Origin of the sequence: Nonomuraea sp. NPDC050383 (genome assembly GCF_044459125.1) — a bacterium.
Classification (GTDB): Bacteria; Actinomycetota; Actinomycetes; order Streptosporangiales; family Streptosporangiaceae; genus Nonomuraea.
In genome coordinates this window covers 95,496-107,390 of sequence record NZ_JBITIP010000026.1, presented here as the reverse complement: position 1 = coordinate 107,390, position 11,895 = coordinate 95,496, and the positions used below count along the sequence as shown (strand labels likewise).

Below are 11,895 nucleotides of genomic sequence, written 5' to 3'. Positions count from 1 at the left end.
GCCGATCGTGCGTGGCCAGCACCACGGCTGCCGCCGTGGCGGACAGGGCCTCGGTGATCTCCTCGACCAGCGCCGTGGACAGGTGGTTCGTCGGCTCGTCGAGTAGGACGGCCTGCGGCCGGGCGGCCAGTAGCTGTGATGGCTGATAGGCCGCGCACCGATCAGAAATCCGCCGCCACGTCGTCAGTTCTGTCAGCCCTCTTGCAGCTGTGGAAGGATTGATGACCATGACCGACGCCAGACCGCTGGGCGCCGACGAGGCCACGTTCATCGCGGCGGTCCGCTCAGGCGACACGGCGCGGTTCGCGCTCATCACGGAGCGCCACCGGCGTGAGCTGCAGGTGCACTGCTACCGGATGCTCGCGAACTACGAGGACGCCCAGGACATGACGCAGGAGACGTTCCTGCGAGCATGGAACAAGCGGGAGACGTTCAAGGGCCACGCGGCCCTGCGGACCTGGCTGTACCGGATCGCGACGAACGCCTGCCTCGACTTCCTGGAGAAGCGCAACGACCGCACACCCGTACCGTCCGGGCTGCCGGACCCCGGCTCCGAGGTGCCGTACCTGCAGCCGTACCCCGACCGGATGCTCCCCGAGGACCCGCAGGAATCGGTGGTGGCGCGGGAGACGATCGAGCTGGCCTTCATCGTCGCCGTCCAGCACCTTCCGCCGCGGCAGCGGGCGGCGTTCGTCCTGCGCGACGTCCTCGGCTGGCCGGCGTCGAAAGCCGCCGACGCCCTCCAGCTGACCGTCGCATCGGTGACCAGCGCACTACAGCGGGCCCGTGTGACGATGCGCGAGCAGCTGCCCGGCCGCCGCCTCGACTGGCGGAGCCCCGCCACCCACGAGCTGTCGAATGACGAGCGCGGCGTGGTGAAGGCGTACATCGACGCCCATGAGCGCAACGACCTCGACGGGCTGATGTCGCTGCTGCGCGACGACCTGCGCTTCGCGATGCTGCCCGAGCCGGGCACCTTGATCATGACGGCCAAGGACGCGGTGGACGGCTGGGTCTCCAGTGGGCTCTTCCAGCGCGGCTACGACGACTGGCGCTGTATCACCACGACGGTCAACCGCATGCCTGCGGCCGTGCTGTACCTCCGCACCCCCGACGACCTGGAGTACCGGCTGTTCAACATCGCGGTCCTGCACATCGTCGACGGGAAGATCGCCGAGCTCACCGGATTCGACGCCACCGACAAACCATGGCTGGGCCTGCCCCCGACGCTGCCATCAGACAGAAGCCCCATCGTCGACGAGTCCAGCGCATCGGCCGCCGTCACCGAAGTCACCGCGGAATGAGCACCCCGACCAGCTGAACACCCACCGCCCCGCCGGCGTTGCCGGCGGGGCATCCGTCTGGCCCGTGCTCATCGCCTCGTCTCGTATCGGGTCAGTACCACGCCGCCGGGAAACGTCCGCGTCTCCACCAGGTTCAGGCTCACCCAGCTGTCCAGGGCCGTGAAGAACGGCGTGCCGCCGCCCAGCAAGGCCGGTGCGGTGACCAGCACGTACTCGTCGATCAGCCCGGCCCGCATGGCCGCTGCGGCAAGGGTGGCGCCGCAGAGGTCCATGGGGCCGCCGTCTTCGGCCTTGAGCCGGGTGATCTCGGTGACCGCGTCGCCGGTGACCAGGCGGGTGTTCCAGTCGACCGTGCTGATCGTCGAGGAGAACACCACCTTCGGCATGTCCCGCCAGCGGCGGGCGTACTCGATCTCCGCCGGTGTCGCGCCGGGCTGCTGATCGGCGGTCGGCCAGTGGGAGCTCATCGCCTCCCACAGTTTGCGCCCGTACAGCGCCAGGCCGGTCGCCGCCACCCGGTCGGACCACCACTGGAACTGCTCGTCGCTCGGTACGCTCCAGCCGAGGTCGTCGCCGGGAGCGGCGATGTAGCCGTCCAGGCTCAGGTTCATGCCGAAGATCAGTTTCCGCATCGTGCCAGCCTTCCGTGAGTCGATCTCACACGTACAGACGGACACGGCGCGGAAACCTGATCGGTGCGCTCGACGAACCCTGGCGGTGATCGCCGGATCGGGCTCGCCGCGCACTCGCCCGTTGTCCTGGACTCTCAACGACTTCCAGCTGGATCGGCGCGTATCTCCGTCTCCAGGAAGCTCGAAATCTCGTTCGCGACGACGTCGGGCGTCTCGAGACCGCACAGATGTCCAAGCTCGCTCAGCAGGACCGCGCGGCTTCCAGGGATGCGCCGCACGTCGTCAAGCTGCTTGGCTTGATCTACGACGACGTCCTTTCCGCCGAGTATGTAGCAGGTCGGTATGCGTATCTCAGGCAGCTCGTCGGCATGGCTCGTCAGCGCACCGCCGGCCAGCCAGCCGTGCCACATCTGTTCGGTGACGGTCAGCATGCTGCTCGTCAGAGTCGAGGTCTTCGACGGGTCCAGGGAGATTGCCGCCACTGCTCGCGTGAGGGCCTCGACATTGCCGTACGCGGCATCGAAGGCGGCGATCACCTCGTCCCCGGCGGTCGTCCCCGCGGCGTTCCACGGAACGACACCGATCAGCGCACGTACCTCATCCGGGTGGTCAAGCGCGATACGCAGTGCGATCGCGCCACCCAGGGAATAGCCGACCAGGCAGTAAGTGTCGACGCCCGCGTCGTTGATCGCGTCGTGCAGGGTCGCGGCCAGCGTGGGCAGGCTCCCGTCCGCCGGCGCACGTACGGACTGACCATGTCCGGGCAGGTCGAAGATCAGGACGCGGAACCCGCTCAGGTGCCGCGCGATCCCGGTCATGGACTCAGCCGAGGCGCCGAATCCCGGCAGCATGACAAGTGTCAGCGGGCCCTGGCCGTGTTCCTCCCAGTAGATGTGTGAGCTGGTGTGTGGCATCGCGATCTCCCTGTCCTGGGCGAAGGTTGTCGGGCATGCACGTACAGCTTGAGCACACAGGCCGGATCCACGCACCGCAGGCCGGTCCCGCCATGCCGGGAGCACCGGGTCCCGCCATGGGCGCGTCATGTCGTTCAGCGCACCGGGGTGGCGTGGCTCGCGGTGAAGGCCAGCAGAAGCGCGGCGGTCCGCGGGGGGTCCTCCATGATGGGCGAGTGGCCAACGCCGGGCAGCAACTCGACTTTCGCGCCCGGAACGGCGCGGTATTCGGCAGCGGAGGAGGATCGCCATCTCCGGTCCTCCGCACCGAAGATCACCAGCAGCGGCTTGCCGAGGGGAATCAGCCGATCGGGGAGCGAGCGCTGATTCACATAGTCGTCGCCGGTCTGCGTTGTCGCGATGAGGGCGTGGTAGGTCATGCCGCGCGCGTCGTCCACGACCGCCTGCGGGACCTCGTAGCCGCGACGGCTGAACGCGGTGCTCGCGGCGTTGCGGATCAGGCTGTCGGTCCGAAGCCGCCACAGCAGCTGCCCGATGACGGGGGTGTACAGGAGCCCGCCGACGCCGCCGCTTGATACGGCGGCGGACAGACGGGGCGCGGTGTCGATGAGCACGAGCGAGGACACCAGGTCGGGGCGTTGCTCGGCCAGAGCGGTGGCGACCGCGCCACCGGTGGAATGGCCGACCACTGCGGCGTGCTTGATCCCGAGCCGGTCCATCGCCTCACCGACCCGGCGTCCCTGCTCCGGCATGCCGTAGCCGCCGCCGGCCGGTTTGGCCGACCGGCCGTGTCCGAGCAGGTCGATCCGGATGACGCGATGGGAGGTGGCCAGCAGCGGGACGAGCGCGTCCCACGACCGGGTCGACGCGGCGAGCCCGTGGATCAGTACGAGTGCCGGGGCATCCGGGGGGCCGTCCTGGCGGACGTAGATGTTCCCGCCGTCGAGAGGCAGAGTCGGATTCCCACTGGCCTCGGCGCTCTGCCGCGTCACCACCGCCGCGTTCACGAGAAGCAACCCGACGACGACGAGGAGGACAGCCGAGGCGATCAAGAGGCGCCGCCGGCGCCGTGCGGGGCTGCTCACATCATCCTGCCGATGCGGAAAGCGCAGGCAGGCGTCGTCGAGACAGTGGGGTCGTCGAGCCCCGGGGAGATAATCATGGGCCTACTGTCGCCGTCGGTGCGCGCCGGTATCTTGTACAAATGTTCCGGTCAGGCGGCTTGCCCGGGCCAGGCGGGCACGAAGGCGAGGAACGCGCACGATCCCGACTGGCTACGTGACGCTCACGGCTGAGTGGCAGCGCCGAGCCGGGGTCAGCGCATCCCGCGGCGCCAGATCGAGGGGCTCACGCCGCGGGCGCGCTTGAACGCCACGCTGAAGGCGAAGGCGTCCTCGTACCCGACCGTGCGGGCCACGACGGCGACGGTCGCCTCGGTGTCACGGAGCAGGTCCGCCCCCAAGGTCATCCGCCAGTTGGTGAGGTAGGTGAGCGGGGGCTCACCGACCAGGCCGGTGAAGCGGGCGGCGAAGGCGGCGCGGGACATGCCGACCTTCGCGGCCAGCGCGGCGACCGTCCACCGGTGGGCGGGATCCTCGTGGAGCAGGCGCAGCGCGTCTCCGACGGCGGGGTCGCCCAGTGCCCGGTACCAGGCGGGGAGCCCCGGCTCGGGCCTGGCGCACCAGGCCCGCAACGCCAGCACGAGCACGAGGTCCAGCAGCCGGTCGAGGACGGCGTCCTGGCCGGGCTCGTCACAGGCGGCCTCGGTGGTGAGCAGATCCAGCGCCGCCCGGGTCCGCGGCCCGGCGGGCACGACGGCCAGCGGCGGGAGCATGTCCAGCAGGCGTTCCCCCACGTCGCCGCGGAGCTCGTACGCGCCGCGGAGCATGGTCGTGGCCCCGGGCAGACCGTCGCCGTAGGTACGGGGCGCCAAGCTCCGGCCGGCCGGCGCGTCCTCGTTCCCGCCGACGGCGTATTTCTTCCCCCCGCGTACCACGACCTGGGGCGGGGTGGACGGATCGTCGGCGATCGTGTACCGGCCGGTGGCGCTGATGAGGGCGATGTCGCCGGCGCCCAGGAGCAGCGGCACGGCGTCGTCGTCGTCGAGCCGGATCGACGCGCGGCCGCCGAGCGTGGCCACGATCGTGAGAGGAGGAACGTCGGCGAAGGTCATCGACCACGGCGGCCGCTGAACCAGCTGCCGCACCATCGAGCTCCTGGTACGGGCCCGATGCAGCAGATCGCTCAGGACATCCATGCCGCGCATGGTAGACGATCACAAATGTATCGGCGACGCTCTCCCATGGATCGTCTGCGGCCGATGGAGTTCTCTGGAAGCTGTGCAGAACATCCTCATTCTCGGCGGCACCGGCAAGACCGGTCGCCGCATCGCCCGGCGCCTCAAGTCCTCCGGCCGGCCGGTCCGGACGGCGTCCCGTACGGGTGGCGACGTCTCCTTCGACCTGGACGACCCGGCCACCTGGGGGCCCGCGCTCGACGGCGTCGGCACCGCCTACCTCATGACGCCCGGCCTGCAGCCGAGCGCGGAGGGTCAGGCGCGCCTCCCGCGGTTCGTGGCCCAGGCGGTCGCCGCGGGCGTGGGGCGGCTGGTGCTGCTGTCGGCCCCCGGGGTCGACGCCGATGACCGGCATCCCCTCAAGCCCGCCGAGCGGGCCGTCCGGGACTCCGGCGTCGAGTGGACCATCCTGCGGCCGACCTGGTTCTCGCAGAACTTCAGCGAGGCGTTCTGGCTGCGCGGGGTCCTGGAGGGGAGCTTGTACCTGCCCACCGGTGACGGGCGCACGCCGTTCGTCGACGCGGACGACATCGCCGAGGTCGCGGTGTCGGCGCTGACCGACGACCGCCACGCCGGCCGGCTCTACGAGCTGACCGGTCCGCGGGCGATCTCCGTCGGTGAGGCGACCGGCCTCATCGCCGAGGCCACCGGGCGCACGGTCCGTCACGTCGACGCCGACCCCGAGGTCTTCGTCGAACGCCAGGTCGCGGGCGGCGTCCCGGCAGACGTCGCGCGGCTGCTCACCGGCCTGCTCACGGCCGTCCGCGACGGCCGGCACGCCGAGGTCGCCGACGGCGTGGAACGCGCCCTCGGCCGGCCCGCCAGGCGGTTCGAGGACTACGTCACCGAGACCGCCGCCGCGGGCCTCTGGGACCCTCCCGGCAACCGATAGGTCGTCGGCGCTCACCACGTCGAAGGATGCGGTTCGGAGCCGGCCGCGGAGCGCTCCGCATCGGCGCCTGCAGAAGTGGGCCACCGGCTCCGGGCCGTCGCCCTCCGGCCGTGTCTCAACGGGCGGGGGTGCGGCCGAGCCTGGTCTCCAAGCCATCAAGGATGCGCTCGACGCCGTAGACGAAGGACTCTGCGCGGATCTGCTCCGGATCCTTGGTCTGCTCCGCGGCGCGCAGGAGCGGGTAGTCCTGCAGGGCCTGTTCCGTGGTCGGTCGCAGGCTCTCGAGCCAGTCCTGCTCGTTCTGGCCGCTGCGGGCGAGCACCGACAGGTAGGCGGCCTCGCTGGTGGTCATCCCGATGACGTAGGCGATGAGCAGTTTCATGGCCCGATCGGCTTCGTCGACGGCGAAGCCCGCCGCTTCGAACAGGGTGAGCATGCGCTCCGACTGCCGCATCAGGTTGGGCCCGAGATAGGCGAGCCCGACCTGGCCGAGCACGGAGACGACCCAGGGATGACGCAGCACCATCGAGCGCAGGCTGTGGGCGGATTCGGTGACGGCCGCCCGCCAGCGTGCGGGGTCGGCGGCGGGCACCCGTACCTCGCCGTAGATCTCGTCCACGACCAGCTCGATCAGCTCGTCCTTGTTGGCCACGTGCCGATAGAGAGACGTGGCTCCGGCGCCGAGCCGGGCGCCGAGGCTGCGCATGCTCAGGGCGTCGATGCCCTCGGTGTCCAGGAGTTGGATGGCCTCGGACACGATCCGGTCGCGACTCAGCGACGGCTGCTCCCGCTTGCGACGCGGGCGGGCCCATACCGAGGGAATGGGCTGCTTCTCGGCTGGCATAAAGGTCTCCTCGTTGCGGGACGCCCATGGTAGCGTACGACGTTCGCAGCATGCGTACAGTGCTCCCATCCTGTCCGCATAGAAAGCTCGCCCCACGTGCGTCGTGCGCCGAGAACGCGCATGTGCGTTGCACGTTCGCCGGCCGGCCGCCAAGCCGCACGGCCGCACCGCCGCCGGGTGGTGCCTCATGTCTGCTGACCACCTCGACGGTACCGCCGTGCGCGAATTGCGCACACTGCTCCAGTGTGCGTACAGTGTGCGCATCGAGGGAACGACGTACAGGGGGAAGCATGGCGACGAACGTGCAGTGGACCGAGCAGGGTGGCTGGACGGCCGGCGGCGACTGGGGGAGTGCCGGCTCCCAGGGGCAGACCTTTGACCTGGCCCGCTGGCAGGCGCGCTTCGACGAGCTGCGCCGGCGGCACCACGTGCCGGGCGCGTCGCTGGCGGTGCTGGTCAACGGGCGGGTGCACGAGCTGGCGAGCGGCGTGCTGCACCGGGGCACCGGCGTGGAGGTGACGACCGACTCGGTGTTCCTGTCCGGCTCGATCGCCAAGGTCTACACGGCCACCCTGGTAATGCGGCTGATCGACGAGGGCCGGCTGACGCTGGACACCCGGGTGGCCGACGTCCTGCCCGAGTTCGCCACCCCCGACCCCGTGGCCACCCGGACGATCACCGTCCGCCAGCTCCTGTCGCACACCGGCGGCGTCACCAACGACTTCAATTATGACGGCGGGCGCGGCGACGACTGCCTGGCCCGCTACGTCGAGGCCGCCCGGGACGTGCCGCTGGACTGCCCGCCCGGCACCGCGATCTCCTACGGCGGGCTCGGCTACATCGTGCTGGGCCGCCTCATCGAGGTCCTCACCGGCCGCACCTGGGACCAGGCACTCAAGGACCTGCTGTTCACCCCGCTCGGCCTGGAGCGCTCGATGACGCTGCCGGAGGAGGCGCTGCGCTTCCCGGCCGCGATGAGCCACCTGGGCGAGCCCGGCGCCGACCCCGACCCGGCCCCCGCCTGGGACCTCATGCCGCGCTCGGCCGGCCCCGCCGGCCGCGTCATCACCTCTGCCGGCGACATGGCCCGCCTGGCGGCCATGCACCTGGCCGGCGGCGGCCCGGTGCTGTCGGCCGAGGCGGTCGCCGCCATGCAGCGCCGCGAGACCGACGTGCCCGACAAGTGGACCGTCTCCGCCGACGGCTGGGGCCTCGGCTGGACCCTCTACGACTGGAACGGCGTGCCCGGCTACGGCCACGACGGCGCCGCCATCGGCCAGTACGCCTACCTGCGCGTCGTCCCGCACGCCGGCCTCGCCCTGGTCCTGCTGACCAACGGCGGCAGCGCCCGGCTCCTGTACGCCGACCTGTTCCGCGACCTGCTCGCCGAACTCGCCGGCGTCACCATGCCCGCCCCCTTCGGCCTGCCCGCCGAACCCCCCACCGTGGACGTCACCCCGCTGCTCGGCACCTACCGGCGCGCCGGTGTCGTCATCACCGTCAGCCAGGACAGCGGAGGCGCCGGTGATGACGCCAGTGTCGGCCTGCGCATGCGTTACGAGTTCGTGGACGACATGAAGGACATGTCCCCGCCCCTGGACATGGAGCTGCTCCCGGTGACCCAGACCGTCTTCGCGGCCACGGGGGCGGGCCCGTCCTTCAGCGAGGACTACATGCCCGTCGTCTTCTCCACCCTGGCGGACGGCACGGCCTGCGTGTACGTCGGCATGCGCGCCACCCCCAAGATCGCCTGACGCCGGCGAGGAGGCGTACCGGGCGGAGGCGATGCGGGCCACCGGACAGCCCGCTCACCCTCGCCGAGCACCCTCCACGCCGAACCCTCACCCGCCACCTGGAGCACTACGCCCAGCGTCGCGATGCGCCAGCGTCCGGCCCGGCCGTCGGAGTCCTCGGCCGGTTCCACGTCCTGGCCGGCGACCAAAGCGAGCAGGCCCTGCAACAGCCGGCGGCGACCTGCGCGGCGCCGGGCCCGTGGCGGATCACCCGCCGGACGGCGGCGATCAGTGATCTTCTAGGCGGGATCGCGGTCGTCGTCGGCGATCGCCGCCTCGTACGCGCGCAGGGTGTCGATGAACAGGCGTCGCTCGGCGGGCGTCAGGGGTTCGAGGGCGTGCCGCCAGGCCGCCGCTCCCGGTGCCAGCCAGCCGGCGATGGCGGGCCGCCGGGCGTCGGTGATGCTGACGATGCGGCGGCGCCGGTCGGCCTCGTCCTCCCGTCGCTCCAGGACGCCCTTGCGGCTCAGCTCGCCCACCATGAGGCTGACGGTCGTCGGAGCGACCTCCAGGCGCGCGGCCAGGTCGTTCACGGTCATGGGCCCGTCGAACAGCAGGTACGACAGCAGCGAGAGGTGCCGCGGCGCCAGCGCGAGCGACCGCAGCTCCTCGGGGACCTGGATCCGCTTGGCGCGCCCCACCATGCGCGGCATGAGCAGCAACATCGCCCGGATGGCGTCGTCGACCCCGGGCCCCGGCGCCTCCTCGCCGCCCTGCCGGCGCCGTCCGTCGGTTGACATGGCAGATCACCTCTCTTACCTTTGAACTCAAAGGTATTTTGTGTTCAAAGCTTTAGGTCGTACTCGATGAACGGAGACCTACCATGCCGCACTTCCACGTGCAGATCCGCGAGGAGGCGCTCGACGGTGACGTGGAGCCCAAGCTCATCCGGGCGCTGACCGACGCGGTCGGTGCCGTGTTCGGCGAGCGGCTGCGGTCGCTGGCCGTCGTGGACCTGTTCGGCATCCCGCAGCGCCGCTGGGGGATCGGCGGCGAGCCGGCCGAGGAGACGGCGCCGGTCGTGACGCTGAACCTCCGCGAGGGGGCGTTCACCGTTCCCGGGCTCGGCGACGTCCCCGCCCGGCTGATCGCCGCCATCACCGACGCCCTTGCGGAAGTCTTCGGTGAGTCCGTGCGGCCACGCGCGACCGTGCTGCTCGTGGGCGTCCCCGCGGGGCGCTCGGGAGTCGCCGGCGAGCCGGTCTGACCGCCGGGGGAGTCAGGAGCCGGCCGGCAGGGGGCCGGGGTTCAGGAGGCGAGGCCGGCCGTGGCGCGGGACCGGCCGCGGACCATGTCGGTCGCGGCGACCGCGGCGAGGACCAGCGCGGCGACGACCGCCAGCACCAGCGGCGGCACGAGACCGGGCGCGAGCGCCACGAGCAGCCCGGCCGCCGCCAGGACGCCGATCCCGGCGACGCGGTTGGCCGGCACCCGCCCGAACACGGCCTTCTGGAACAGCGCGTGCCCCGCCAGGAACAGCGCCGGACCGCCCAGCACCGTCAGGACCGTGCCGGCGGAGACCCCGCCGAGCGGGTGCGCGATCACCAGCTCGTCGCCCACGGCCGCCACGATGATCCCGGCGACCATGGGGATGTGGATGTAGGTGTACGCGGACCTGCCGAGCCGCCCGGTGTCGCTGGACTGGGCGGTGGCCTCGGCCGCCTTCTCGGCGGTCTGGTGGAAGTACACCCACCAGGTCGCCACGCTGGCGAGGAACGCGACGGTGAACGCGGCGACCGTGGCGGCGTCCAGGTGCGGGTGCTCGGCCAGCGTCACCCCGGTCACCAGCACCGACTCGCCCAGCGCGATGATGACGAAGAGCTGGCAGCGCTCGGCCATGTGGGCGCCGTCGATCGTCCAGTCGGCAGGCGTCACGCCGCCGAGGATCGGCATGCGATAGCCGAGCCACGGCGCCGTGTACTCCACGAGCAGGGCGGCCGTCCACAGAACCGCCTGGGCCGTCCCGCCGAGCGCGGCGCCCGCGATCCAGAGCACCGCGCTGACCACGTGGTAGGCCAGGACCAGCCGGAACGTCCGCCCGATCGGGAACGCGCGGGCCGCCACCGTCACCACGACCGTCCGCCCCACCTGGAGCGCCACGTACGCGCCGGCGAACCACCAGGCCCGCGGGCCGAACGCCTGCGGCAGCGCCGCCGCCATGACCAGCCCGGCCAGCATGGCCCCGGTCAGTGTCAGCCGCAGGACCGGGTGGTCGGGGTCGCAGTAGTTCGTGGTCCAGGTGGTGTACATCCAGGCCCACCACACGGCCAGCGTCAGCAGCAGCGTCTGCGCCGCCCCGGCCGCGTCGAGGTGGTTGAGGAGCAGGTGGGAGAGCTGGGTGATGGCGAACACGTACACAAGATCGAAGAACAGCTCGACCGGCATGACCCGGGCGACCTCGCCGCGGGGGCGAAGGATCGGCGCTGGCACTGGTTTCCTCCACAAACGCGCAGGCGAATTCGTTATGTCGCCAATGACAGCTCATCGTAGGGGTCGGGAGATCGTCCACGCGTCGCCGTCCCAGGTCGTCGTGCCGGTGTACGGCCGGCTACTCCCGGCGGCGTAACCGGGACGGTCCCGCTGCCCCCCTCGGGGTAGGCACGGAAGCCTCCCCTGGCCGGACGCGCGGCGACCGGCCGAGCGGGACGATGGCTCGGTCGTCACGGGCGGCACGCCGCCCACGCTCCCGCACTCCCCGGAGGAGACCCCGTGTTCCTACGTGTCGCGATGCTGCTGCAGACCCTCGCGCTCCTCGTCCAGGCGGTCACGGCCGGCCTGCTGCTGTCCTCACCCGGTGGGCGCGAGCTGCACGCCGCGTCCGCGGTCGCGGTCGTCGTCACGGTGCTGCTGCACCTGGGGGCGGCCATCATGACGCGACGGCTCGCCGTCATCATGCCGGCGGTAGGAATGCTGGTGTTGACGCTCGTACAGGCGGCGCTCGGCATGGCGCACGCCAAGGTCCTGCACGTGCCGATCGGCGTGCTGATGTTCGGCGGCAGCATGCTCCAGCTCGGCCGCGTCTGGACCGGCCGTCTCGACCGCGCCCCGGCCGGCACCACGAACGACTCCACAGGAGGTGTCAGGGCCGCGACGTGAGGCCCTCTCCTGGCCGAGCGGCTGCCGAGCTGGTTGTCCAGGATGCCGGAATCCACCGCGCAGCCAGCCGATGTCACCGGCCGCCTCTGCACGAGCCTGCGCCGCCCGCGATCCGTCCCGCGGG

General features: G+C 71.4%; 12 protein-coding genes and 1 pseudogene. 5 read left to right on the top strand and 8 right to left on the bottom strand.

The features are described from left to right. Positions 1-229, bottom strand: a pseudogene (locus tag ACIBG4_RS39195) (ABC transporter ATP-binding protein); the annotation flags it as partial. Between ACIBG4_RS39195 and ACIBG4_RS39190 the strand changes: the two are divergent. Next, positions 228-1,304 (top strand): RNA polymerase subunit sigma-70, encoded by a 1,077-nt coding sequence (locus ACIBG4_RS39190; protein WP_397207316.1) that lies wholly within the window; start codon positions 228-230, stop codon positions 1,302-1,304. The pseudogene ACIBG4_RS39195 and the gene ACIBG4_RS39190 sit on opposite strands and share 2 nt — an antisense overlap. Positions 1,305-1,372: 68 nt before the next feature. Here ACIBG4_RS39190 and ACIBG4_RS39185 read toward each other — a convergent pair whose 3' ends face one another. From ACIBG4_RS39185 to ACIBG4_RS39170, 4 genes are all read right to left on the bottom strand, one after another. Next, positions 1,373-1,936: a dihydrofolate reductase family protein gene (locus ACIBG4_RS39185; RefSeq protein WP_397207314.1), complete on the bottom strand. Its 564-nt coding sequence runs from the start codon at positions 1,934-1,936 to the stop codon at positions 1,373-1,375. A 134-nt stretch (positions 1,937-2,070) separates the two neighbouring features. Beyond that, the gene (locus ACIBG4_RS39180) at positions 2,071-2,850 is read right to left on the bottom strand and encodes an alpha/beta fold hydrolase (RefSeq protein WP_397207312.1); all 780 of its coding nucleotides are present in this window, start codon (positions 2,848-2,850) and stop codon (positions 2,071-2,073) included. 134 nt (positions 2,851-2,984) lie between these two features. After that, positions 2,985-3,935 carry an alpha/beta fold hydrolase gene (locus ACIBG4_RS39175; RefSeq protein WP_397207310.1) on the bottom strand — a complete coding sequence of 317 codons (951 nt, stop codon included), beginning with the start codon at positions 3,933-3,935 and terminating at the stop codon, positions 2,985-2,987. Between the two features lie 230 nt (positions 3,936-4,165). Further along, positions 4,166-5,107 (bottom strand): AraC family transcriptional regulator, encoded by a 942-nt coding sequence (locus tag ACIBG4_RS39170; RefSeq protein WP_397207308.1) that lies wholly within the window; start codon positions 5,105-5,107, stop codon positions 4,166-4,168. Positions 5,108-5,189: 82 nt separating this feature from the next. On the opposite strand from ACIBG4_RS39170, the gene ACIBG4_RS39165 reads away from it, so the two are divergent. Next, positions 5,190-6,038: an SDR family oxidoreductase gene (locus tag ACIBG4_RS39165; protein ID WP_397207306.1), complete on the top strand. Its 849-nt coding sequence runs from the start codon at positions 5,190-5,192 to the stop codon at positions 6,036-6,038. A 115-nt stretch (positions 6,039-6,153) separates the two neighbouring features. Here the strand turns inward: ACIBG4_RS39165 and ACIBG4_RS39160 are convergent, their stop codons facing one another. Continuing rightward, a complete protein-coding gene (locus ACIBG4_RS39160; RefSeq protein ID WP_397207304.1) occupies positions 6,154-6,882 on the bottom strand; it encodes a TetR/AcrR family transcriptional regulator in 729 nt (242 codons plus the stop codon). A 290-nt stretch (positions 6,883-7,172) separates the two neighbouring features. On the opposite strand from ACIBG4_RS39160, the gene ACIBG4_RS39155 reads away from it, so the two are divergent. Further along, complete coding sequence (locus ACIBG4_RS39155; RefSeq protein WP_397207302.1) at positions 7,173-8,636, top strand: serine hydrolase domain-containing protein; 1,464 nt, start codon at positions 7,173-7,175, stop codon at positions 8,634-8,636. Positions 8,637-8,914: 278 nt separating this feature from the next. Here the strand turns inward: ACIBG4_RS39155 and ACIBG4_RS39150 are convergent, their stop codons facing one another. Then, positions 8,915-9,415, bottom strand: coding sequence for a MarR family winged helix-turn-helix transcriptional regulator (locus tag ACIBG4_RS39150; RefSeq protein ID WP_310711342.1), 501 nt, complete (start codon positions 9,413-9,415; stop codon positions 8,915-8,917). 83 nt (positions 9,416-9,498) lie between these two features. Here ACIBG4_RS39150 and ACIBG4_RS39145 point away from each other — a divergent pair, with 83 nt between their 5' ends. Next, positions 9,499-9,882 (top strand): tautomerase family protein, encoded by a 384-nt coding sequence (locus ACIBG4_RS39145; protein WP_310711343.1) that lies wholly within the window; start codon positions 9,499-9,501, stop codon positions 9,880-9,882. A 41-nt stretch (positions 9,883-9,923) separates the two neighbouring features. On the opposite strand, the gene ACIBG4_RS39140 is transcribed toward ACIBG4_RS39145, so the two are convergent. Next, positions 9,924-11,105: a low temperature requirement protein A gene (locus tag ACIBG4_RS39140; RefSeq protein ID WP_397207299.1), complete on the bottom strand. Its 1,182-nt coding sequence runs from the start codon at positions 11,103-11,105 to the stop codon at positions 9,924-9,926. A gap of 279 nt (positions 11,106-11,384) precedes the next feature. On the opposite strand from ACIBG4_RS39140, the gene ACIBG4_RS39135 reads away from it, so the two are divergent. Continuing rightward, positions 11,385-11,771 (top strand): hypothetical protein, encoded by a 387-nt coding sequence (locus ACIBG4_RS39135; RefSeq protein WP_397207297.1) that lies wholly within the window; start codon positions 11,385-11,387, stop codon positions 11,769-11,771. Positions 11,772-11,895: the final 124 nt, after the last annotated feature.